The sequence below is a fragment of the Paenibacillus larvae subsp. larvae genome, from assembly GCF_002003265.1.
GTDB lineage: Bacteria > Bacillota > Bacilli > Paenibacillales > NBRC-103111 > Paenibacillus_H > Paenibacillus_H larvae.
Genome location: NZ_CP019687.1, coordinates 477,811 through 501,712 on the forward strand (window position 1 = coordinate 477,811; position 23,902 = coordinate 501,712).

The following is a 23,902-nucleotide window of genomic DNA, read 5'->3' on the forward strand; positions in this document are numbered from 1 at the left end:
CTAGGCATTCACGACATTTTAGGTTATGATTAAGCCTAAAAAGAGGAATACCGGGAGTGCTGACAATGATGAACATCACTAAAATGAACGGACTCGGCAATGATTTTATTGTTGTGTCTGGAGAGAAACAACTGCCGGCAGGAGTATCGGATCTGGCAATTAGACTTTGTAACCGGCATTTTGGTATTGGTGCCGATGGACTTGTATACATTCTTCCTTCCAAGGAAGCAGACTTTATGATGCGCATCATCAATTCGGACGGTTCCGAAGCCGAGCAATGCGGTAACGCTATCCGCTGCGTAGCTAAATATGTAGTGGATCACGGGCTGGTTGAACACCAGAATGATGAAATTACGATCCAAACCATCGGTGCCGGTATCCAAAGGGTTTTTGTCCATAAAAAAGATGGCAAAGTTGATACCGTCCGCGTGGACATGGGAGAACCGATCCTGAACGGGCTTGACATTCCTACAACTGTGAATGCCAATCCGGTAGTAAAATACCCTGTTGAAGTGAACGGCCGTAGATTTCAATTTACAGCTGTTTCCATGGGGAATCCGCATTGTGTCATTTATGTGGATGATGCGGTTACTATGAATCTTCACGAATGGGGGCCGCTGCTTGAAGTCCATCCTTTATTTCCCAAAAAAATCAACGTGGAATTTGCTACTGTTCAATCCCGGGATCGTGTGATTATGCGCGTATGGGAACGAGGGGCAGGTCCGACTCTGGCTTGCGGTACGGGTGCCTGTGCCACCCTTGTTGCTTCTGTCCTGAATAATCTGACAGACCGCCGGGCTACCATTTCCTTAAAAGGCGGAGATCTTTTCATTGAGTGGAACGAAGCTGACAATCATGTATATATGACTGGTCCTGCAGCCGAAGTTTTTCAGGGCCGACTTTCTTAAAAGATAAGAATGAATCAATTCATAACTTAGACATCGATATGAAATGGATTCGAATGTGTAACATTTTTGAATCAGTGTTCATAATTTGGATTAACGGATTTTGAAGCAAGTGTATATTGTTTAAAAGGTTTGGCTCATCAATATATGCTGCAAACCAAAGTTTCAAACGAATATGAAATGGACTCTTTTCTTGTCTTTTATCGTAAAAAGGTATAGCCCGAAAAGGGCAGCGAAGTCGTTTCTGCTTTACCCAAGAATGGCTTAGAAGCCCTGTGTGCTTTATGCCATTCTCTCTTTTTATTTGCAGCCGTTCTGTTACTGGATTGGTATTAAATTGGGAGGGGAAAAAGAGATGAGACCAGACCTGAGATTAGCATTACAGCATCAACTATTAACCGGGGACGGAGCCATGGGGACTTATTTATACCAGCTTGGGTTTCCCGTCGGCATTTCCTACGAGGAACTGAACCTTCTGCAGCCTCAAGTAATTGCTGATATACACCGCCGATATTATGAAGCCGGGGCCAAGATCATTGAAACAAATACTTTTTCAGCTAATAAAGAAAAGTTGTCCAAATTTGGACTGGAACAAGAAGTCAAAAGAATTAACCGTGCAGGTGCGGATCTTGCCAGACAAACTGTGGGGGATGATGCCTACGTAATGGGAGCAGTGGGGTCAATCAGAGGTTCAAAACGAAAAAATGTACTCGAGGCTGATGTAAGGATTGCTTTTCATGAACAGGTTGAGGCTCTTCTTGAAGCCTCTGTAGACGGCCTCTTACTTGAAACATTTTATGACCTGGACGAACTTTTAATTGCCCTAAGGCTGATACGTAATCTTAGTGATCTTCCTGTTATTTGCCAATTCACCACTGAGGGAAACCATACAACACATGACGGAATCCCCTTGCAGGAAGCCTTTGAACGTTTAAAGGACGAAGGAGCTGATGTTGTAGGATTCAACTGCGTAAGTGGACCTAACGGAATTATGCAATCAATAGGCAGGATTCATCCTTTAGAACAAGTCCCTTTTTCAGTGTACCCCAATGCGGGAATTCCGGATTATGTAGATGGCAGGATTGTTTTTGGGGCGACACCTGAATATTTTGCTGAGACGGCACTGCGATTTGCCGATCTTGGAGCGAGGATTATTGGAGGATGCTGCGGGACCACCCCTGAACATATTGCCGCAATTTCAAAAGCACTTAGAGGATATGTGCCCTCAGCCGAGCAGGCGTTCCGTTTACGGGGAACTGAGACCGGGCGGGATGAGGAGCACCCCGTTATTTCAACTGGCACAGCAGAAACAGGGGATTCTTCCTACATGGACGGGGTTCAAAATCTCGTAGATCTTGTTAAACAGCGTCCTACGGTTATTGTGGAACTTGATCCCCCCGCACCTTGGATATTAACAAATTTATGGTGGGAGCCAAAGCTCTGAAAGATGCCCGTGTGGATGCTATCACGATGGCCGACAACTCCCTGGCTGTAACGAGGATGAGCAATTTGGCCCTTGGGGCACTAGTTCAACAGCGTTTAAATGTCAGACCGCTTGTTCATATCGCCTGCCGGGACCGCAACAGTATAGGGACGCAGTCTCATCTGATGGGAATGGATGCGCTGGGCATTGACCATGTTCTGGCGGTGACGGGAGACCCTGCAAGGTTTGGTGATTTACCCGGTTCAAGCTCTGTATATGATTTGACCTCCTTTGAAATTATTCGGATGATTAAACAATTAAATAAAGGTCTGGCATTTTCGGGTAAACCATTGAAGAAAAAGGCCAGATTCGTAATCGGGGCCGCTTTTAATCCGAATGTAAAGTATTTGGAAAAAGCTGTACAGCGATTAGAAAAGAAGATAGCTGCGGGTGCCGACTATATCATGACCCAGCCTGTATATGATCATGCTTTAATTGAACGTATCCATGAATCTACTAAACATATGGATGTTCCGATATTTCTGGGCATTATGCCACTGGCTAGCGGCAGGAATGCCGAATACCTGCATAATGAGGTTCCGGGTATTCAGCTTCCGGATGAAACCAGAGGAAGAATGGCGGGGCTTGAGGGGGAAGCCGGAAGAGCAGCAGGAACAGAAATGGCTAAGGAGCTGATTGATACAGCACTCCAGTATTTCAATGGGATTTATCTTATGACGCCGTTCTTGTTTTATGATATGAGCGTGGCTCTGACCGAGTATATTTGGGGTAAAACCTCAAGCCGTCATCCCCTCTTGTCCCGAGTATAAAAATCCATTACAATAGGGTAATGGATGTGAAGAATAATGATACGAAGCATGACAGGATATGGACACTCCAGCCAAAATGGATATGGGTATAAAGTGTTCATCGATGTAAAATCGGTTAATCACCGCTACAGTGAAGTAGCGGTTCGCATGCCCAAAGAATGGACATGCTATGAAGACCGACTCAAGAAAGCGACCATGCAATCGATTAAACGCGGCCGAATCGATATCTTTGTTACTATCGAGAGGGACGCATCATCCGATAAATCCGTATCGGTAGACTGGGCTTTAGCTGAGGCATACCTTTCAGCAGCTGACCAATTAAAGCAAAAATTTGCTCTTACTGGGGAAATGACGCTTCGGGAGATGATTCAATTTCCTGATTTGTTCGAGATCCGGGAAGTCCGTCCTGATACGAATGAAGCCTTAGGGGAGATGTTGGACCAATGCATGTCCGAGGCTCTTGGACAATTGAACGCCATGAGGCTGACAGAAGGCCAGTTTTTGTCCTCCGATCTGTTTGGACGTCTTGATCGGTTTGATACCTATCATTCTGAAGTAGCTTCTCTAGCGCCGACCGTTTCTAAAGAGTATGCAGAGAAACTTAGAAATAGACTTCAGGAGTTGCTGCAGGATCAGGTCCCGCTGGATGAACAGAGAATAGCTATGGAAGTGGCGGTTTTTGCAGACCGGTCTAATATCGACGAGGAGATCACTCGGCTGAAAAGCCACATGCAGCAGTTTAGACAGTTGCTGCGCTCGGATGAGCCTGTGGGAAGAAAACTGGATTTTCTCATTCAGGAAATGAATCGCGAAATCAATACGATAGGTTCCAAGGCCAACCATGCGGAACTTGCTAATCTCGTCATTCATATGAAAGCTGAACTTGAGAAAATGAGAGAACAAATTCAGAATATTGAGTAACATGGAAGCAGGCGACATGAGGAGGAGAAAGAATGGCCATTAAGTTAATTAACATCGGGTTCGGAAACATTGTTTCCGCTAATCGCATCATTTCCATTGTGAGTCCCGAATCCGCACCCATAAAGCGGATTATCCAGGAAGCCAGGGACAGACATATGCTTATTGATGCTACGTACGGACGAAGAACCCGCGCTGTCATCATTACAGACAGTGATCACGTAATTTTATCCGCGGTACAGCCGGAAACGGTAGCCCACCGACTTTCCAACAAGGAAGATGATCATGACGAGTAGAAACACAAAGACAATGGAAAGAGAAAGAGGGATTTTGATCGTTCTTTCCGGGCCTTCCGGAGTGGGTAAAGGAACGGTATGCAAGGCTTTACGCAAAATTGCGCCCGAACTTGTATATTCTGTTTCAGCAACTACCCGCAGCCCCCGTGAAGGTGAAGTTGAGGGAGTAAACTACTTCTTCAAAACAAAAGAACAATTCCAAGAATTGATCGAAAATGATGAAATGCTGGAATGGGCGGAGTATGTCAACAATTATTACGGCACACCGCGCCGTTTTGTTGAAGAAACTCTTAACACCGGCCAGGACGTCATTCTGGAAATTGAGGTACAGGGTGCTATACAGGTTCGCAAGAAATTCCCCGAGGGCATCTTTATTTTTCTTCTACCTCCATCATTAGATGAACTGGAGAACCGCATTGTGACCAGGGGTACCGAGTCTGATGAAACCATCCGTAACCGGATGGATGTGGCGGTGGACGAGATTCGTCTGATGGAACAATATGATTACGCTGTAGTAAATGATGAAGTCCGCAATGCCTGTCATAAAATCCAATCGATCCTAGTTGCTGAGCACTGCAGGAGAGAGCGGATTTATCCTAAATTAATGCAAACAATCGGTGAGGTGAAGTGACATGTTATATCCTTCCATTGACAAGCTGCTGGATAAAGTGGATAGCAAGTATTCGCTTGTGGTAGCAGCTGCACGAAGGGCCAGAATGCTCCGCGACGGAGCACCGTCCCATCTGAAAGATCCTAAATCTAATAAGCATGTGGGCTATTCCCTGGAGGAATTGTACGGGGATTATATCCACTACGAAAAAATCCAGCCGTAAAACCTTTTATTGACAACCCTTGTGGTTGTTATTTTTTTCCAAATTGGCAGGAGGGAGTATCCATGTTACAAGACAAAACGATCATCCTGGGAGTATGCGGAGGTATTGCTGCTTACAAAGCAGCTGCTTTATGCAGTAAGCTGGCCCAGGCAGGAGCGGATGTATATGTCATTATGACAGAATCCGCAACGAAATTTATTGCCCCTCTCACGTTTCAAACACTATCCAGAAATCCTGTTATGATAGATACTTTTGACGAGAAGGATACATCGGTGGTTTCCCACATTAATCTGGCTGATAAAGCGGATTTGATGCTGATCGCTCCGGCGACAGCCAATATGATTGCCAAAATGGCTATCGGACTGGGGGACGACATGCTCAGTACAACCATGCTTGCTGCTACAGCTACCGTTATGGTAGCTCCCGCGATGAATGTACACATGTATGAGCATCCGGCTGTTCAAGAAAACATGTCTACCTTGTCCAAACGGGGCGTTATATTTGTGGAACAGGGCTCGGGACAGCTTGCCTGCGGATATGTTGGAAAAGGCAGACTGGCAGAACCGGAAGACATAGTAGCTGAAGTCCGGCGCTTCTTTGCCGAGAAAACCTTGCTTCAGGGAAAAAGGGTGCTCGTTACGGCCGGAGGCACAGTTGAACGGATAGATCCTGTGCGCTATATCACGAATGATTCCTCTGGAAAAATGGGGTATGCCGTAGCTGAAGCAGCCCGGAGACTTGGTGCGGAAGTGACGCTGGTTACCGGTCCTACCGCCTTGGAAGCTTCGGCCGGGGTACAGGTGGTCCCCGTTCTTTCGGCTGAAGATATGCTTAAAGAAGTACAGAACCGCTATAAAGATTTGGATATTGTCATTAAAGCCGCTGCTGTTGCCGATTACCGTCCGCTTGTACAAAGTAAAAGCAAAATGAAAAAGGCAGATAAGACATTAACCCTTGAACTTGTAAAAAATCCGGATATTCTGGAGACCCTCGGTAAAAACAAAACCCATCAGTTTTTGGTCGGATTTGCAGCGGAGACAGATTCACTGGATGAATATGCAATGGACAAATTAGTGCGTAAAAATTGTGATTTGCTTGTAGGCAATGATGTATCTGTAGAAGGAGCCGGGTTCGGATCAGAAACCAATGTAGTCCGTATATATGACAAGCAGGGGCTGGTGGAAAGTCTTCCTCTCCTAAGAAAAGAAGAAGTAGCTCTTCATCTCCTGCGCCTCATTGCCGCCCGCATGGATGAAAAGGAAGGGGAGGTTTAATGTTTGCCAAAGTCATCATTGATGTCCCGGCTAAACAAACAAACCGAGCCTTTGATTATGTAATTCCGTCTGAATTGGAACAATGGATTGAAGTAGGCAGCCGGGTGGGTGTGCCCTTCGGTCCGCGTAATGTACAGGGATTTGTAGTAGATATTCATACAAAACCCGGTATGGATCCAAAACGTATAAAACCGATTAAGCAAGTTCTGGATGCAATGCCTCCACTAACCCAAGAATTAGTGGAACTGGGAAAATGGATGAGCGAGAAGTACCTCTGTTACGAAGTGGTGGCGCTTCAGGCTATGCTGCCTGGAGCCTTGAAAGCCAAATACGAACGAAACCTGCAAGTGGTTGAATCTGTCGTTCAGGATACCGATATATTGCTTCCCCAAGAGGAAGCTATCCTCCAGTTCGTCAGGCGGAAGGGGAGGATTAAGGCAGAACAGCTGCAGGAGTGCTTTGCGAATGAGGGAAAACTCGTCCGGGACCTGGTTGAAAGGGGCATGCTGACAGAATCTCAGCAAATCAAAGACCGGATTTCTACAAAGAAGAAGCTGACAGTCTTTCCCCCGGAGGATTTAATGGTTTTGAAAGAGGCTGAGAAGCGTTTATCCAGCCGGGCAGCCAAGCAAAAAGAAGTGCTCAGATATTTGCTTGAACATCCGGAGCCCGTTCACCTGACGGAACTCATTACACGGCTGGATATTTCAGCAAGCACCGTTAAAACTTTGGCCGATAAAGAAATTATTGAACTGAACGAACAGGAAGTCATGAGAGATCCTTATGCAGGCCGGCATTTCGCTCCGACAGCTCCGCTTCCCCTTACGCGGGAACAGGCGGAGGCTTTTGCCCAGATTCATCGCAGCCTGACTGAGGGACGCCATCAAGTATTTCTTATACATGGCGTTACCGGGAGCGGAAAAACTGAAGTGTATCTTCAATCGATCCAAACTTGTCTGGAACAGGGCAGGGAAGCCATTGTTTTGGTACCTGAGATCTCGCTTACTCCCCAACTGGTAGAACGTTTTAAGGGACGCTTTGGTGATCAGGTTGCCGTATTACACAGCAGACTTTCACAAGGAGAACGTTTTGATGAATGGAAAAAAATAGCGAGACATGAAGTGAAAGTCGCTATTGGGGCACGATCTGCCATTTTTGCACCATTCCGGAATATTGGCATTATTATTATGGATGAAGAACATGAATCCTCTTACAAGCAAGAAGAAAGCCCTAAATACCACGCAAGGGATATTGGCATTGAACGGGCGAAAAAGCACGGTGCTTCAGTGCTTTTAGGATCGGCAACTCCTTCACTGGAAAGCATGTATCTGGCCACAAACCGGAAGGACGGGGAAGAACCAGCTTACTGTTTATTATCCATGAAAACCCGTGTGGCGGGAAGACCGTTGCCTCCTGTCAGCATAGTGGATATGAGAGAGGAACTCAAAAACGGCAACCGATCGATGTTCAGCAGGCTCTTGCGCAAGGCAATCGAGGAACGCCTGTCGCGGAATGAGCAGACTGTTCTGCTGCTGAACCGGAGAGGGTATGCCACTTTTGTTATGTGCCGGACGTGCGGTTTTGTGGCCCAGTGCCCCCATTGCGACATATCCCTGACCTATCATCAGCATTCCAGAACCTTAAGATGTCATTATTGCGGTTATGCAGAAAGGGAAATGAGGGAGTGTCCGGACTGCGGGTCTGAACATATCCGGCATTTTGGCACTGGAACACAGCGGGTAGAAAAAGAACTTGTAAAGCTGTTTCCCGGGATTCGTGTAATACGCATGGACGTGGACACAACCTCGGAAAAAGGGTCGCACGAAAAATGGCTGAATCTCTTTGCAAATAAGCAGGCCGATATTCTCCTCGGAACCCAGATGGTAGCCAAAGGGCTGGATTTTCCTGACGTGACACTTGTCGGAGTCATAGCGGCTGACACGGTCCTCAACCTTCCTGATTTTCGCAGTTCGGAACGTACCTTTCAACTGTTAACCCAGGTTGCGGGCCGGGCGGGAAGACATACCCTTCCCGGAGAGGTCTTTGTACAGACATATACTCCTGACCACTATAGTATTCTTGCGGCAGCGGAGCATGATTACATTGGATTTGCGCGCGAGGAACTCGGGCACCGGAGAATTCGGGCTTATCCACCGTATCATAAGCTGATTCTCGTGACACTGTCCCACGAACAGCCCGCTCTTTTGATCCGCGCGGCTGAATCATTTGCTGCCCGTCTCAGGGAATTGGCAAAACTGGAGGAGAACCAGCCAGGCAAAGAGGCTTTTTATATGGAAGTGCTTGGTCCTGTAGCCTCGCCGATATCCCGGATCAAAGATAGATATAGGTTTCAATGCGTGATAAAATATGAAAATGACGCTGCCGTCTCACGTCTTGTCCGCCAGGCGGTTGCAGCTTTTGATGAACAAACCGGCAAAAACAAACTGCAGATCAGCGTTGATGTTGATCCCCAGTTTTTAATGTAGAAAAGGGAACATAGACTAGAGAAAAAAGGAAAGTAAGAGGTAGATACTGCTATGGCTATTCGTATTATTGTAATGGACCCGGACCCGGTTCTTCGGGAAAAGGCAAAACCGGTCACGAAATTTAATTCCAGTCTCCATAAGCTGCTTGATGACATGGCCGATACGATGTATGAAAATGAAGGAGTTGGGCTGGCTGCTCCACAAGTTGGCATTTTGAAGCGGGCAATCGTAATGGACGTGGGGGATGAACACGGGTTGATTGAATTGGTGAATCCGGAAATTGTCGCCACCAGTGGTGAACAGATTGGTCCCGAAGGCTGTCTAAGCATTCCAGATCTCCAGGGTGATGTGCGCCGGCCGATGAATGTGACCGTAAAAGGCCAGGATCGGAATGGGAACGAAGTGATCGTAGAAGGGACAGAGCTTCTTGCCAGATGTATCATGCATGAGGTTGACCATCTGAACGGTATTCTTTTTACGGATCTGGCCTTGAAATTGTACCGCAATGAACTTGAAGAAAATGGTGATAGATAGTGAAACTGATATTTATGGGGACCCCGGAGTTTGCGGTTCCCTCTCTGAAAGCTGTTCTGACGGAGGGGCATGAGGTTGCTGCCGTTGTGACCCAACCGGACCGGCCCAAGGGACGCAAGCGGGTTCTTACCCCTCCTCCTGTTAAGATAGAAGCTGAGAAACACGGAATTCCCGTATACCAGCCGGAGAAACTCCGGCAATCCGATGTGATTGACCGAATTAGGGAAATTGCTCCTGATTTGATTGTCACGGCCGCTTACGGACAGATCCTGCCCAAATCTCTATTAGAGGTCCCCAGGTTAGGATGTATTAACATTCATGCTTCACTTCTTCCTAAATATCGTGGGGGAGCCCCCATTCACCATGCCGTTATGAACGGTGACCCGGTTACCGGTGTCACCATTATGTACATAGCTGAGGGGCTTGATACCGGGGATATGATCAGTAAGGTTGAAGTTCCTATCATGGATGAAGATACCGCCGGCAGCATGTTCAAGAAGCTAGCGGCAGCCGGGGCTGATTTGTTGAGACGAACTCTTCCGGGACTTATGGACGGGAGTATTCAAGCAGTTCCTCAAAATGAGAAGGAAGCTGTATATTCACCTAATATAACAAGGGAAAATGAAAAGATCGACTGGTCAAGAACATCTCTGCAAATTTTTAACCAAATTCGCGGGTTAAATCCTTTCCCTGGGGCATATACCCTTTGGAACGGGGCTATCATGAAAGTATGGGCCTGTCAAAAGCCTTCCATTAACTCCGGTCCAGAAGCGGTAAAGGACCCGGTTCCTGGAACCGTATTATCCTGCACCGTTAACGGGATTGAGGTAGCAACCGGGGACGGGAGCCTGATTCTGACGACGATTCAATCTCCTGGCAAGAAGGCGATGGATGTAGCCCAGTTTGCCAGGGGAAGCTCTATCCCAAACGGAACGATCCTGGGCGAAGAATAACAAAAAATCATCTAAGGCGCAGGCAGGCTGTTTTAGCCGGGGAACCTGCGTTTTTTCTGCGGACGGTTTCATTAATAGTAAAAAGGAGTGCGGCGGATGAATCAAAAGAAACCGACTACAAACATATTAAAGGTCCGGACTGCACGGGAAGCGGCTTTGCAAGTTTTGCTGGAGGTAGAAAAAGAACATGCATACAGTAACCTGATGCTGAACAAGGTCCTCCGGCATGCAGATCTTAGCAGACAGGATGCAGGCCTGGCCACTGAAATCGTGTATGGAACTATTCAAAGGTTGAACACAATTGACTGCTTTCTGGCACGTTTTGTAAAAAAAAGGCTGGATAAGCTGGAACCGTGGGTAAAATGTCTGCTGCGGCTCAGCTTTTATCAATTGTATTACCTGGACCGGATTCCGGATCATGCGGCTGTCAACGAAGCAGTCAAAATTGCTAAAAAACGGGGCCATCAGGGCATTTCCGGGATGGTGAACGGAGTACTGCGGAACGTAATACGGCAAAAGGGAGATCTTCTTCTGCCGGCGGATCTTTCCCCTATACGGCGCATAGCCTTAGAACAGTCCCATCCGGATTGGCTGGTCAGACGCTGGGTAGAACAATACGGAGAGGAAAAAACGGCTGAAATGTGTTTGGCCAATAATAAAGCGCCCAAAATCAGCATACGCAACAATATCCTCAAGCACTGCAGGGAAGAACTGATTGAGAGATTGCTGGATGAAGGAATCCAAGCCGAGGCTTCTTTTCTTGCCCCCCAGGGAATTATTATAACTGGCGGAGGGAATATGGCCTTGACAAAGGAATATGCCAACGGAGATTACTCGATCCAGGATGAGAGTTCCATGCTTGTAGCCGAACTGGTAGACCCGAAAGAAGGAATGATAGTCCTTGATTGTTGTGCGGCCCCGGGAGGAAAGACGACTCATCTTGCCGAAAAAATGAACAACAAGGGCATTGTCAAAGCGTTTGATCTTTATGAGCATAAAGAGCAGTTGATTCAAGAACAGGCCGAACGGCTCCAGCTTACTTCTGTGGAAACAGCCGTTGCCGATGCGAGAAAGCTTGGAGAACGTTTTAATCGCGAAACGTTCGACCGTATTTTGCTTGATGCCCCTTGTTCAGGCCTTGGGGTAATCCGGAGAAAGCCTGATCTGAAATGGATGAAGAAAGAACAGGATATCGAAGAGATCCGCAAGGTCCAACAGGATCTGCTATGTGCTGTCCCAGGACTTTTGAAACCGGGCGGGATACTTGTTTACAGTACCTGTACAGTGGAAATAGCTGAAAACGAAGATCAGGTTAATCGCTTTTTGGAGAAGCATCCTGACTTTATCCCTGTTCTGGAGCCTGTGCCGGGCTGGCCTCCTGAATTGAATGTACAATTAATGAATAGGGGGATGGTTCAAATTTTTCCCCAGGATTATCAGTCTGACGGTTTTTTTATGGTCAGGCTGCGTAAAAAATCTTGAATGGATACGGATCAGGTTATATTTTTACCCCTGCTGAAGTCTGTGATAAAATAAGCTGTTAGATGCGCTTTATAGATTTAATCAACAAGCTGACATATGAATATAGGTTGTGATGAGATGAAACCGTACATGTATGATTTAACTTATGATGATTGGAAAACCTGGCTCAAAGAAAACGGAGAGCCGGCTTTTCGTGCGGATCAAATATTTGATTGGTTATATGTGAAAAGGGTAACGGATGTAAATCAAATGAGCAATCTCTCCAAAGCCCTTAGAGAGAAAATAAAAACTAATTTTGAGTTTGTTGTCTTGAAGGAAATAGCGAATCAGCGTTCCCAGGACGGTACTGTAAAATTTTTGTTTGAACTGTCCGATAAAAATGCAATTGAGACGGTTATTATGAAACATAATTATGGAAACAGTGTTTGTGTAACTACCCAGGTAGGCTGCAGGGTTGGTTGTACGTTTTGTGCCTCTACATTGGGAGGGCTAAAGCGTGATTTAAGCGCAGGAGAAATTGTAGCCCAAATTGTCAAGGCACAGAAGCTGCTGGATGAAACGGATGAACGGGTCAGCTCCATTGTCATAATGGGGATCGGGGAGCCTTTTGAAAATTATGAGGCTATGATGAAATTCCTCAAAATTATGATTGATCCCAAAGGACTGCACATTGGACAGCGCCATATTACGGTGTCAACAAGCGGCATTGTCCCAAACATTTACCGTTTTGCGGATGAAAAGACCCAAATTAATCTGGCCATCTCCATCCATGCTCCAAATGATGCGTTGAGATCGAAGCTGATGCCGGTGAACCGCCGTTTCCCATTTGCAGATCTTATTGAAGCGTGCAAATACTATACACAAACTACAGGACGCAGAATCACTTTTGAATATGCACTCATGGGCGGCGTGAATGACCAGGCGGAGCATGCAGAGGAACTGGCTCAAGTGCTGCAGCAGTTTCCGATGTGCCATGTCAATTTAATACCGGTAAACTATGTCATGGAGCGCAAATATGTACGTACACCCAGAGAGGATATTTTCAATTTCCAGCGCATTCTGGAACGAAATAAAATTAACGCGACCATTCGCAGGGAGCAGGGCAGTGATATTGCGGCTGCATGCGGCCAGTTGAGAGCGAAGCATATGGATCGAAAGTGACCACGGGGTGATAAATGAGATGAGAATAGCAATACAGACCGATATCGGACGTATCAGGATGCTGAATGAAGACAGAGCCGTCATCCAGAATATGAAAGGCTTTGCTCTTGCTATCGTGGCGGACGGAATGGGTGGTCATCAGGCGGGGGATGTGGCCAGCCAAATGGCTATTGATTTGATTCAAAAACATTTGGAGCAGTCTCTTTCCGAATCCTCCTCTTTAGAGGAATGCAAACTATGTGTGGAAGAGGCCATTTTGAAAGCAAACCAGGAAATCTTCGAAGTCGCTTCGGGCAGGGAACAGTTTCATGGAATGGGAACTACTGTTGTAGCTGCCCTGCAAACCCATGACACCATGATCATAGCTCATGTCGGGGACAGCCGGGCTTATAAGATTGATCAAAGCTCAATTGTCCAGCTTACGGAAGATCACACTTTGGTGAACGAATTGCTGAAATACGGCCAGTTGACCCCTGAGGAAGCGGACCATCATCCACGGCGCAACGTGATTACACGCGCACTGGGTACAGATCAGGAGGTGCAGGTGGATGTTCAGGAATTGGGATGGAAAGAAAAAGAAATCGTTCTGTTGTGCACCGACGGGCTTAGCGGGATGGTGGACGAGACGTCCATCTTTACCTTGATCCATTCCGAAGCCAATCTGCAAAAAGCTGCTGACCGGCTGGTACAAGCTGCTCTGGAAGCAGGCGGAGATGATAACGTGACGGTAATTCTGCTTGCTAATGATCAAATTTCGGACGACGTAGAAACGAGGTGAGAATGAGTGATAGGTAAAACGCTCGGGGGCCGTTATGAAGTGATAGAGCAGATCGGCGGAGGCGGCATGGCTCTCGTGTACAAGTGCCTCGATCTACTGCTCAACCGAAAAGTGGCTATTAAGGTGCTGCGTTCCCAGTTTGTTCATGATGAGGAGTTTATCCGGCGTTTCCGTAGAGAAGCTCAAGCTGCCGCGTCCCTGTCTCATCTGAATGTGGTGAGTATTTACGACGTAGGGCAGGAGGGGGATATCCATTACATCGTCATGGAATATATAGACGGGACCAACCTGAACGAAATCATCAAAGAGCGGGCCCCTCTTCCTGTGGAAGAAGCCATCCACTACAGCATACAGATTTGTGATGCATTGGGCCATGCCCATCATAACGAAATTATTCATCGGGATATTAAACCGCATAATATATTGATCGGAAAAAACGGCCGTGTTAAGGTCACGGATTTTGGCATTGCTCGAGCCGTAACCTCCTCAACTATAACCCAAACCGGCTCGGTAGTGGGATCGGTACATTATTTTTCTCCTGAACATGCCAAAGGTACGAGTACAGGAGAAAAATCTGATCTATACTCGCTTGGTATCGTTATGTACCAGATGCTGACAGGCCAGCTGCCTTTTCTTGGGGAAAGCCCCATCAGTGTAGCACTCAAGCATTTGCAGGAGGATGTGGAAGATCCCCGCAACGTAAATCCGGCAATCCCGCAAAGTGTAGAAAACATAATCCTCAAATCCATGCGAAAAAAACCTTCGGAAAGATATGATTCTGCCCGTGAGATGATGCAGGATCTGGAAACGTGCCTCACTCCTGAACGCCGAAATGAGCCTAAGATCAGCTTTTGGGATAGCCTGGATGAAGAAAGCACGCGTGTCGTACCAGCCATCCGTTCAAATCAGACCGTTATGGCAGCAAGTGATGACGAATCGCAGCCTCCTGACTCCGTTTCAGATGAAGAAAAGAAAAAACCGGTTGACAAAACAAAGAAAAAATGGACAAAACGTCCCGGAATTTGGATAACTATTTTGCTCATCCTTTTGGTTCTTGTGGCCGGACTCGCGTATTTCGTTAAACAAAAATATTCGGTTAGCAAGACAGAAGAAGTTCCTTTTGTAGAAAACCTGAAACTGGAGGAAGCCGTTGAGAAACTGAAAGCGGTAGGGTTTACTTATGAGGTTAAGCATGAGTTTAATGAAGAGAAGGAAAAGGATGTTGTATTTAAGCAGGACCCGAAGACGGGAGAAAAACTGGAGAAAAACTCCAAAATTACGCTTTATGTCAGTGACGGGCCTGAATTGAAAAAGATGCCCGCTCTTAAAAACAGCAAAATTCAAGAGGCTAAAAATCAGCTGCTTGCCTTAGGAATTAAGGAAGACCAAATAACTATTACCAATAAATATTCGGATAGCGGTCCTGATGTTGTATTGCAACAGACCCCGGCGGCTAATGAAGATATCGATCCCAAAAATGCAATGGTCAAACTGACAGTCAGTAACGGCAAAAAACCATTCAATATGCCGAACCTGGAAGGACTAACGCTAGATGAGGCCAAAACCAGGATTAATCTTAGTAAACTCAAGTTGGATGATGTCAAATATGAGACCAGTTATCTTCAGCCCAAAGGAAAGGTCATCAAGCAGTTCCCTTATGCTCCTAACGATGAAGTAACTTCTGGGGCCGGAATCAAGCTTATCGTAAGCTCGGGCCTTCCTGAAGAAGCGGGTGAAATGATGATCAGTCTTGCTCTCAAGCCGTCAGTTGAAGGACAACCCTCTACGTTCAAGATTATCGTCAGTGATGCTACAAGAAGCAATTATGAGTATAAAACGGAGACGGTAACCGCTCCGGAGAAGGCAGACGTTAAGGTGGTGGTATCGCCGGATAAAGAAGCGGTCATTCAGGTTAAAGAAAATGATAAGGTGGTAAGTATCACTACACGTACTTATCAGGATTATCTGAATGAGAAGAACGGCCGATCCGCCCAGTCTGTTCCTTCTGCTCCAATACCTTCTGACACGGTTAAAACGACTCCGACCACAACGCCTAAATCAAATGGAGGAGCCTAATGCCTAAAGGATTAATCATGAAAGCTTTAAGCGGGTATTATTATGTGCTGCCGAAAGGGGAAAAAACGGGTAACTCCCCCGTACAATGCCGTGCACGGGGAGTGTTTAAGAAAAAAGGAATTACGCCTCTTGTCGGTGATCAGGTCCAGTTTGAACATACTGAAAACGGGGAAGGAACCGTAACTGATATTTTGCCTAGAAGATCCCGACTTGTTCGCCCTCCGGTTGCCAATGTGGAGTACGCAGTTCTTGTGTTTTCTGTTGCCGAACCGGATTTAAACCTTCAGCTTCTGGATAAATTTCTGGTGCATATTGAGAATTCGGGTCTAACCCCTCTCATCTGTCTGACCAAAATGGATCTGCTGAATGCCGGTGAAGCAGGGGCGGTAAAAGCTGCTGTCCGTTTGTATGAATCAATCGGATATTCCGTTCATGTGACCAGTTCGAAAAAAAAGGAAGGCCTTGAGACTATAGAAGAAGCCCTGGCGGGATCAATTAGTGTCTTCGCCGGGCAATCCGGTGTGGGGAAATCCTCCCTGCTCAATGCTATGATTCAAGGTTTGAATCTGGAGACAAGCGAAATCAGCCATAGGCTAGGCCGGGGACGTCATACGACCCGCCATGTGGAACTGCTTCCCCTTGAAAGGGGTGGTCTCATTGCCGATACTCCGGGATTTAGCCAGCTCGATTTTGTTGAGCTTGAAGTAAAGAATCTGGGGGAATGCTTCAAGGAGTTCCGGGAATCGTCCGGAAACTGCAAATTCAGAGGCTGCCTGCATATTCATGAGCCGGGTTGTGCTGTATTAGAAGCGGTGCAGCAGGGTGAAATCGCCAAAAGCCGGTACGAACACTATGTTCAATTTCTTCAAGAAATGAAGGATAAGAAAAGGAGATACTAATTATGGTTAATATCGCGCCTTCGATTTTATCAGCGGACTTTTCAAAACTTGGACAGGAGATTGCGGAGGTGGAACGCGGAGGAGCAGACTGGATCCATGTCGATGTAATGGACGGGCATTTTGTACCGAATCTTACACTAGGTCCCCTCATCGTAGAGGCTATCCGCCCGCATACGAAGCTTCCTTTGGATGTGCATCTAATGATAGAGAATCCTGACCAGTATATTCCTGCCTTTGCGAAAGCGGGAGCTGACTGGATCTCCGTGCATGTAGAAGCCTGCCGTCATCTTCACCGCACCCTTCACCTGATTAAGGAGCTTGGAGTAAAGGCAGGGGTGGTTCTCAATCCTGCCACGCCATTAGAGATGGTTGAGCATGTGCTGGGGGATCTTGACATGGTACTTCTCATGACCGTAAACCCCGGTTTTGGCGGACAATCCTTTATCCCCACAGTCGTGCCGAAAATAAAAGCGTTAAGAGCAAAGCTTTTGGAAAGAGGACTCGGGCACGTACTTATCGAAGTGGATGGAGGCATTCAGGAAAAGACTGCTTCACTTGTCGTGGAAGCAGGGGGCGATGTCCTCGTGGCAGGCAGTGCGGTATTCGGGAAAGAGGATCGTGCCGAAGCGATCCGACGTATTAAAAGCGCGGCCCGTCAGGCATAAGGTGTTGCTGGTTGGCATACAAATGGTTACAAGAGCGCGTCGTTCTTGTGGCCTTTTTTCTTTCATGGGAAACGCTCACCTTCCAGGGTGCAGACGTTTCCTATTGTTTCAGGAAAGAACATGGATCTGCCTGAACTTTCCGACTTTAACTCAGGAGTGGTAAGTATCGTTCTTGTAAAGGGCGGTATGACCGCTTTCCTTGTGCAATGGTAGTAAGATGCTTGCCTAAGTCCGGGGGCTGTTAATTCCACACGGCCAAGCACATTTTTACTCAGGTACGAATATACTGTCGGTAACGATGCGAGGTTGGTGGGCCATCATCGAAGGAGGGGTATAGGATGAAGTTCTACACAGTCAAACTGCCAAAATTTTTAGGTGGTTTTGTGAAAGCGATACTGAATACGTTCAGCAAGAATTAACCGCTCTTGTTCTGTAGGCAAACTCCAAAAGCACAGGAAGAAACGGCAAATCCCCCCTTTTTCAGGCAGCCGTCCGTTTTGAAGGTGGGATAAAAGAGAGAATGAGCAGCCGCATTTATCAAGCAGAAACGATTTTGTCGCCCTATATTGGGGGACGAACCTGCTTCGCTCTAAAAGATAAGATTTTGTACAACAGTGATTTTACCGGGATCATTGAATCAATTTCATAAACCTAGATTTTCTATCCTAACTGGTACAAGATGCAGATACATCTGCACCGTAAACGCCTTCTCCATTAACGCTTGCCAGTTGCTTTATGAAATTGATTCTATTTTTTATCTTTAAAAAAAAGCACCTCAGAAAAGGTGCTTTTTATCTGCGTGAATATCTTACACGCGGGTTACTTTACCGGATTTCAAAGCACGGGCACTTACATAGACACGTTTAGGCTTACCGTCTACAAGAATACGGACCTTTTGGACGTTAACGCCCCAGGAGCGCTTGTTTTTGTTGTTAGCATGGGAAACGTGGTTACCGGATTTAGGCGATCTGCCTGTTACATAACATTTACGGGACATGAATGACACCTCCTTGATAGTATACGAAACCGTGCACGGGGCAAGCCTAAGCTTAAAACCCGGCAAGACAGCTTTCTATAATGTTTTCATCATTGGAAGTTAAACCGGAACGGTTTAGCTATTATGGAGTATGAAGCCTGTACCCTTTTCGTAAAACATACTTAATTATAATAGCACAGCAAATTTGGCTCCGTCAACGAGCACGATCCATTTTTGACGTTTATTTATTTCGTTGATTATAGTACAATGATGATTAGTCCATAAACCTTTACAAAGGAGTTGGTAAATTCAATGCCAATCGAACTTTCAAATGAATATGGAAAAATACATGTGACCAATGAAGTAATCGCAGTTCTGGCTGGCTCCGCGGCGTTAGACTGTTATGGACTTGTTGGAATGGCTTCAAGAAAACAATTAAAGGACGGCATTGCTGAACTGCTTGGAAGAGACAATCTGGGACGCGGTGTTGAGGTCCGTAGAGAAAATGATCGAGTGGAAATCGATTTATATATCATTGTAAGCTATGGTACCAAAATCTCAGTTGTTGCCCACAACGTTCAGACCAAAGTGAAGTATGTACTGAATGAAGTAGTGGGTCTTCATGTCGATGAAGTTAACATTTTTGTGCAGGGAGTTCGGGTAGCCCGATAATCAGGAAGGAGAATACTCTTGGGTAAGCGCTTTATCTCTATTAATGGAAATGATTTTATTCGGATGATGCTTGCGGGTGCGGATAACCTGCAGAATAATGTAGACAAGATCAACGGATTAAATGTCTTTCCTGTTCCTGACGGTGATACGGGAACCAACATGAATCTGACACTTACTTCTGGCGTTGAAGAACTGAAAAAGAAACCTTCTGAGCATATCGGTAAAGCGGCCGAGACTCTTTCGAAGGGACTGCTTATGGGAGCCCGCGGGAATTCCGGGGTAATTTTATCCCAATTGTTCCGAGGATTCGCCAAATATGCACACGATTATGAATCCATCAATCTGCAGCAGTTTGCTTCAGCACTGCAAGAAGGTGTGGATACGGCTTATAAAGCAGTGGTTAAGCCGGTGGAAGGGACTGTACTGACTGTTTCCAAGGATGCAGCAAGACATGCTTCTTCCATAGCTAGACGTTGCCAAAGCATGGATGAGCTTATGCAGGAAGTGCTGGACAAGGCAAAAGTATCGCTAGCTAAAACCCCAGATCTTCTTCCTGTTCTGAAACAGGTTGGTGTTGTGGATGCGGGAGGACAAGGCCTGGTTTGCATTTACGAAGGTTTTTTGAATGCTTTGCGCGGGATCACCGTAGACCCTGCTCAGCCTGTTTCTACGGATACAGATACGGGTCTCCGAGGAGTTACGCCTTCGGTAGCGGCTTTGGATCTTGCCCAGCAGGCCCATATTCCCCACGAACATACACGGGCCCAGTCTAAATTGGCCACAGAAGACATTGTATACGGCTATTGTACCGAATTTTTGCTTCGCGTCGTTCCGAACAAGGTAGAGGGTAAAAAATTCGAAGAAAACCGCTTCCGGGAAGAACTCGGGGCATGGGGAGATTCATTGCTGGTAGTTGCGGATGATGAACTGGTCAAGGTGCATATCCATGCCGAACATCCGGGATCTGTTATGAACCTGGCTCAAGAATACGGCGATTTAAGCCGTATCAAAATTGAAAATATGAGAGACCAGCATACGCATATTCTAATGGAAGAAGCGGCAGAATTGCTTGATCAGGAGGGACAGGTTATTCATATGCCGCAGGTTTCCAAAATGCTGAAACCGTATGGTTTTGTGGCAGTAGCGATTGGAGAAGGCATTAAAGAAATTTTTACCAGTGTAGGAGTAGATGTGGTCCTCTCAGGCGGCCAGACAATGAATCCAAGTACGGAAGATATCGTGAAAGCTGTCCGCCAGATTGAGGCTGAAACCGTGTTTATTCTGCCTAACAACTCCAACATTGTCTTGGCAGCCCAACAAGCCAAGGACCTGGTAGAAGACAAGCAGATCGTCGTAATTCCGACCAAAGCTATTCCGCAAGGATTGGCGGCTATCCTTGCCTTCCAGGATTCAGAAGACGTTAAAACGAACGAAGAGGCGATGAACGAAGCAATCCGCAAAGTTCGTTCCGGACAAGTAACATATGCGGTACGCGATACGACAATCGATAATATTGCCATCAAAAAAGACCATTTTATCGGCATTCAGGATGGGAAGATCGTAGCGTCAGAGGAAGGATTGATTGACTCCTGCAAGAAGCTGCTTGATTATATGATTCAGGAAAATGATGAAATATTGACGATCCTTACTGGCGAATCGGCTTCAGATGAAGATACCAGCCAGCTTGAAGCTTTCATACAGGAAAACTATCCTCATATTGAAATTGAGCTTCATCCAGGTGGACAACCTTTGTATACGTACATTTTTTCAGTTGAATGAAATCCATTTGACTTGATTCGAATAAAAAAGAGGTGACGCTCGTGAGTAAAGTTCGCATTGTGACAGATAGTACGTCGGATATGCCCGTTTCGCTGCGGGAACAGCTGAACATCGAGATGGTACCTCTCAAAATTCATTTTGGAACCGAAACTTACTTGGATGGCATCGATCTGGAAGCAGATGCTTTTTATCAAAAGCTGGCGTCCAGTTCGCTTCTGCCTACAACGTCCCAGCCTTCTCCGGCTGAATTTGTGGATTTATACTCCCGTATTCTGAAGGAGGAGCCGGACACCAAAATTATTTCGATTCATCTGTCTTCAGCGATGAGCGGTACGTATCAGTCTGCTGTTCTGGCCAAAACCTTGATTGGAGAGGATGCTTCCATCTATCCGATAGACTCTAAATCCGCCTGTTTCGGGATTGGATGGATGGTGCAGGCTGCGGCAGAAGCAGCGAAGGAAGGCAAATCAGTTGAAGAGTGCATGAAGGTAGTAGAAGAGCTGCGGGCCAATTTGTCCATCTATTTTCTGGTTGACACACTGGAATATCTACAAAAAGGCGGACGGATCGGGAAGGCAGCAGCCTTGTTCGGTTCACTCCTAAACATTAAACCAATTCTTTCCCTGGATAAAGAAGGGGAAGTTTGTTCTATGGATAAGGTAAGAGGCGAGAAAAAAGCTATGAACCGGATCATGGAGTTCCTGCGGAGGGACATGGCAGAGCGCCCCATTCATATGCGCATTGCACATGCCTCAAACCTTAAGGGAGCGGAACAGTTGGCTAAATTACTTGAGCAGCAATTTGATGTCAGGAGTAAGCAATACCTAACTATTGGACCGGTCATTGGTTCCCACGCGGGACCCGGAACGGTTGCGGCGTTTGTAACGCCGGCCCTGGCATGATGGATCTGAACCAGATTCCGGTTACGCGCGTTAGTGGGGTCGGTCCGCAAAAAGCGGAGGATCTGGCCGCTCTTGGCATACATACAGCTGCTCAACTTATTGCTTATTTTCCTTTCCGGTATGAAGATTATCGCCTTCGCGATTTGTCTGAAGTCAAGGACGGAGAACGAATAACTGTACAGGGGAACCTTATAGGCGCCCCTGTTTTACAACGTTATGGACGTAAATCCAGACTTTCCTGCAAAGTGGTCATTGACCACTTTTTTGTTACGGCAGTCTGGTTTAACCGTCCCTTCCTTAAGGACAAGCTTGCTTCAGGTAAGGAGATCAGACTGACAGGCAAATGGGATGCCAGGCGAAAGCAGCTTACCGTATCAGAATCGGAGTTTCCGGGAAACGATTCACTTACAGGAACCCTTCAGCCTGTGTATTCGTTGACCGGTTCTCTTACCCAGAAGTCCATACGGAAAATGATTCAGCAGGCTCTTAAGCAATTCGGAAATTTAATTCAGGAAGTGCTGCCTGCAGATTTTGTGAAACGATACCAGCTGTTGCCAAGAAAGCAGGCTGTTGCCCTGATTCACCAGCCTTCAGGCCTTGAAGACGGTAAGCAAGCCCGCCGGAGAATGGTTTATGAAGAGCTTTTTTTCTTCCAACTTAAAATGCACGCATTTAAAGCTATAACCCGCAAACGGGCAGATGGGCTTGCTCAGCAGGTAGACCTTCCGAAGATAAGAAGTTTTGTTAAATCACTGCCTTTTGAACTGACTCCTTCCCAGAAACAGGTGGTAGGGGAGATTCTCCACGATATGCAGCAGCCTTATACAATGAATCGTTTGCTCAAGGGGGATGTGGGAGCAGGTAAAACGGTTGTAGCCGCAACGGCCCTCTATGCCACGGTTACGGCCGGATGCCAAGGTGCTTTGATGGTACCGACTGAAATATTGGCGGAGCAGCATAAAAAATCGCTCAGCCGCATGTTCAAGCCTTATGGGATTGAGACGGCTCTTTTGACGGGAAGCTCTACGGATAAGAAGCGAAGAGAAATCCTTGCAGGTGTTCAGATGGGACTTATTCAAGTTCTGATAGGTACCCATGCCCTAATCCAGGAAGATGTCTTTTTCCGCAAGTTGGGTCTTGTCGTGACGGATGAACAGCACCGTTTCGGGGTAAGCCAGCGGAGCATCTTGCGCAGGAAAGGAATGAATCCCGATGTGCTTTCCATGACGGCAACCCCTATCCCGAGGACGCTGGCTATCACTGCTTTTGGAGATTTGGATGTTTCCACGCTACGGGAAATGCCAAAGGGACGCAAGCCAATAAAAACGTATTGGGTCCATCACGATATGCTGGAGCGGGTACTCGGCTTTATCCAAAAGGAAGCAGCCGGGGCCGTCAAGCCTATGTCATTTGTCCCTTGATTGAGGAATCCGATAAGCTGGATGTCCAGAATGCCATTGATGTGCATGTTCAGCTGCAGCAGCATTTTCCTGATCTGAACATTGGACTCCTCCATGGAAGAATGACTGCGGCGGAAAAAGATGATACAATGCGTTCCTTTAAAGATGGGAGTATCCAGGTACTGGTTTCCACAACAGTTATTGAAGTTGGTGTGGATGTTCCTAATGCCACTCTTATGGTTGTGTATGATGCCGACCGTTTTGGTCTTTCGCAGCTGCATCAGCTTCGCGGCCGGGTAGGACGAGGGGAACATCAGTCTTTTTGCGTGCTGATTGCTGATCCTAAAACAGAAGTTGGCAAAGAGCGCATGCAGGCAATGACAGAAACTACGGACGGTTTTGAAATTGCCCGGCGGGACCTGGAGCTTCGCGGCCCCGGAGATTTCTTCGGCACTAAACAGAGCGGGCTGCCGGAGTTCCGCATCGCTGACCTCATGTGTGATTTTGAGATCATGGAAATCGCCCGGGATGACGCAGCCGATCTGGTTGCAAAACCGGAATTTTGGACGGCGGCGGAGTACGTTCCTTTGCGGCAGTTTTTACAAAAAGAACAGATTTTTGACGGGGATGTTCTGGATTAAGAGGCAGACCAGTACCGGC

The 23,902-nt window shown here is 46.7% G+C and carries 20 protein-coding genes and 2 pseudogenes; 21 read left to right on the forward strand and 1 reads right to left on the reverse strand.

Annotation, left to right across the window (positions count from 1 at the left end):
• The first annotated feature begins 68 nt into the window (after window positions 1–68).
• The 17 genes and pseudogenes from dapF (at window position 69) to spoVM (ending at window position 17,932) form a co-directional block, all read left to right on the forward strand.
• Window positions 69–908, forward strand: coding sequence for a diaminopimelate epimerase (dapF, locus tag BXP28_RS02595; protein ID WP_036658837.1), 840 nt, complete (start codon window positions 69–71; stop codon window positions 906–908).
• Between the two features lie 352 nt (window positions 909–1,260).
• Window positions 1,261–3,158: pseudogene (locus BXP28_RS02600) on the forward strand (bifunctional homocysteine S-methyltransferase/methylenetetrahydrofolate reductase).
• Window positions 3,159–3,194: 36 nt separating this feature from the next.
• Window positions 3,195–4,079 (forward strand): YicC/YloC family endoribonuclease, encoded by an 885-nt coding sequence (locus BXP28_RS02605; protein WP_024094368.1) that lies wholly within the window; start codon window positions 3,195–3,197, stop codon window positions 4,077–4,079.
• Window positions 4,080–4,111: 32 nt separating this feature from the next.
• Entirely contained in the window at window positions 4,112–4,372 is a 261-nt protein-coding gene (gene remA / locus BXP28_RS02610; RefSeq protein WP_023483007.1) for an extracellular matrix/biofilm regulator RemA, read from the forward strand.
• Window positions 4,362–5,003 carry a guanylate kinase gene (gene gmk / locus BXP28_RS02615; RefSeq protein WP_036658764.1) on the forward strand — a complete coding sequence of 214 codons (642 nt, stop codon included), beginning with the start codon at window positions 4,362–4,364 and terminating at the stop codon, window positions 5,001–5,003. The genes remA and gmk overlap by 11 nt, the downstream gene beginning before the upstream one ends.
• A 1-nt stretch (window position 5,004) precedes the next feature.
• Window positions 5,005–5,205, forward strand: a complete 201-nt coding sequence (gene rpoZ / locus BXP28_RS02620; protein WP_036658762.1) for a DNA-directed RNA polymerase subunit omega — start codon at window positions 5,005–5,007, stop codon at window positions 5,203–5,205.
• Window positions 5,206–5,267: 62 nt separating this feature from the next.
• On the forward strand, window positions 5,268–6,479 hold the full coding sequence (gene coaBC / locus BXP28_RS02625; RefSeq protein ID WP_023483005.1) for a bifunctional phosphopantothenoylcysteine decarboxylase/phosphopantothenate--cysteine ligase CoaBC: 1,212 nt from the start codon (window positions 5,268–5,270) through the stop codon (window positions 6,477–6,479).
• On the forward strand, window positions 6,479–8,965 hold the full coding sequence (gene priA / locus BXP28_RS02630) for a primosomal protein N' (RefSeq protein ID WP_023483004.1): 2,487 nt from the start codon (window positions 6,479–6,481) through the stop codon (window positions 8,963–8,965). The genes coaBC and priA overlap by 1 nt, the downstream gene beginning before the upstream one ends.
• 51 nt (window positions 8,966–9,016) lie before the next feature.
• Window positions 9,017–9,499, forward strand: coding sequence for a peptide deformylase (def, locus tag BXP28_RS02635; RefSeq protein WP_023483003.1), 483 nt, complete (start codon window positions 9,017–9,019; stop codon window positions 9,497–9,499).
• Window positions 9,499–10,452: a methionyl-tRNA formyltransferase gene (gene fmt, locus BXP28_RS02640; RefSeq protein ID WP_023483002.1), complete on the forward strand. Its 954-nt coding sequence runs from the start codon at window positions 9,499–9,501 to the stop codon at window positions 10,450–10,452. Before def ends, fmt begins: the two co-directional genes overlap by 1 nt.
• A 96-nt stretch (window positions 10,453–10,548) precedes the next feature.
• Window positions 10,549–11,934, forward strand: coding sequence for a 16S rRNA (cytosine(967)-C(5))-methyltransferase RsmB (gene rsmB, locus BXP28_RS02645; protein WP_023483001.1), 1,386 nt, complete (start codon window positions 10,549–10,551; stop codon window positions 11,932–11,934).
• Between the two features lie 117 nt (window positions 11,935–12,051).
• The gene (rlmN, locus tag BXP28_RS02650) at window positions 12,052–13,095 is read left to right on the forward strand and encodes a dual-specificity RNA methyltransferase RlmN (RefSeq protein ID WP_172423300.1); all 1,044 of its coding nucleotides are present in this window, start codon (window positions 12,052–12,054) and stop codon (window positions 13,093–13,095) included.
• Between the two features lie 19 nt (window positions 13,096–13,114).
• On the forward strand, window positions 13,115–13,873 hold the full coding sequence (locus BXP28_RS02655; RefSeq protein WP_024094362.1) for a Stp1/IreP family PP2C-type Ser/Thr phosphatase: 759 nt from the start codon (window positions 13,115–13,117) through the stop codon (window positions 13,871–13,873).
• A gap of 6 nt (window positions 13,874–13,879) precedes the next feature.
• Window positions 13,880–15,949, forward strand: a complete 2,070-nt coding sequence (gene pknB / locus BXP28_RS02660) for a Stk1 family PASTA domain-containing Ser/Thr kinase (protein ID WP_023482998.1) — start codon at window positions 13,880–13,882, stop codon at window positions 15,947–15,949.
• The gene (gene rsgA, locus BXP28_RS02665) at window positions 15,949–16,848 is read left to right on the forward strand and encodes a ribosome small subunit-dependent GTPase A (RefSeq protein ID WP_023482997.1); all 900 of its coding nucleotides are present in this window, start codon (window positions 15,949–15,951) and stop codon (window positions 16,846–16,848) included. The genes pknB and rsgA overlap by 1 nt, the downstream gene beginning before the upstream one ends.
• 2 nt (window positions 16,849–16,850) lie before the next feature.
• Window positions 16,851–17,513, forward strand: a complete 663-nt coding sequence (gene rpe / locus BXP28_RS02670; RefSeq protein WP_023482996.1) for a ribulose-phosphate 3-epimerase — start codon at window positions 16,851–16,853, stop codon at window positions 17,511–17,513.
• A gap of 338 nt (window positions 17,514–17,851) precedes the next feature.
• Complete coding sequence (spoVM, locus tag BXP28_RS02675) at window positions 17,852–17,932, forward strand: stage V sporulation protein SpoVM (protein WP_036658759.1); 81 nt, start codon at window positions 17,852–17,854, stop codon at window positions 17,930–17,932.
• Between the two features lie 389 nt (window positions 17,933–18,321).
• Here spoVM and rpmB read toward each other — a convergent pair whose 3' ends face one another.
• Window positions 18,322–18,510 (reverse strand): 50S ribosomal protein L28, encoded by a 189-nt coding sequence (gene rpmB / locus BXP28_RS02680; RefSeq protein WP_023482995.1) that lies wholly within the window; start codon window positions 18,508–18,510, stop codon window positions 18,322–18,324.
• A gap of 291 nt (window positions 18,511–18,801) precedes the next feature.
• Between rpmB and BXP28_RS02685 the strand changes: the two genes are divergently transcribed.
• The 4 genes and pseudogenes from BXP28_RS02685 (at window position 18,802) to recG (ending at window position 23,883) form a co-directional block, all read left to right on the forward strand.
• The gene (locus BXP28_RS02685) at window positions 18,802–19,161 is read left to right on the forward strand and encodes an Asp23/Gls24 family envelope stress response protein (protein WP_024094359.1); all 360 of its coding nucleotides are present in this window, start codon (window positions 18,802–18,804) and stop codon (window positions 19,159–19,161) included.
• 18 nt (window positions 19,162–19,179) lie between these two features.
• Window positions 19,180–20,940 (forward strand): DAK2 domain-containing protein, encoded by a 1,761-nt coding sequence (locus tag BXP28_RS02690; protein WP_036658757.1) that lies wholly within the window; start codon window positions 19,180–19,182, stop codon window positions 20,938–20,940.
• A 41-nt stretch (window positions 20,941–20,981) separates the two neighbouring features.
• Complete coding sequence (locus tag BXP28_RS02695; protein ID WP_024094357.1) at window positions 20,982–21,842, forward strand: DegV family protein; 861 nt, start codon at window positions 20,982–20,984, stop codon at window positions 21,840–21,842.
• Window positions 21,842–23,883: pseudogene (gene recG, locus BXP28_RS02700) on the forward strand (ATP-dependent DNA helicase RecG). Before BXP28_RS02695 ends, recG begins: the two are co-directional and overlap by 1 nt.
• Window positions 23,884–23,902 lie beyond the last annotated feature (19 nt).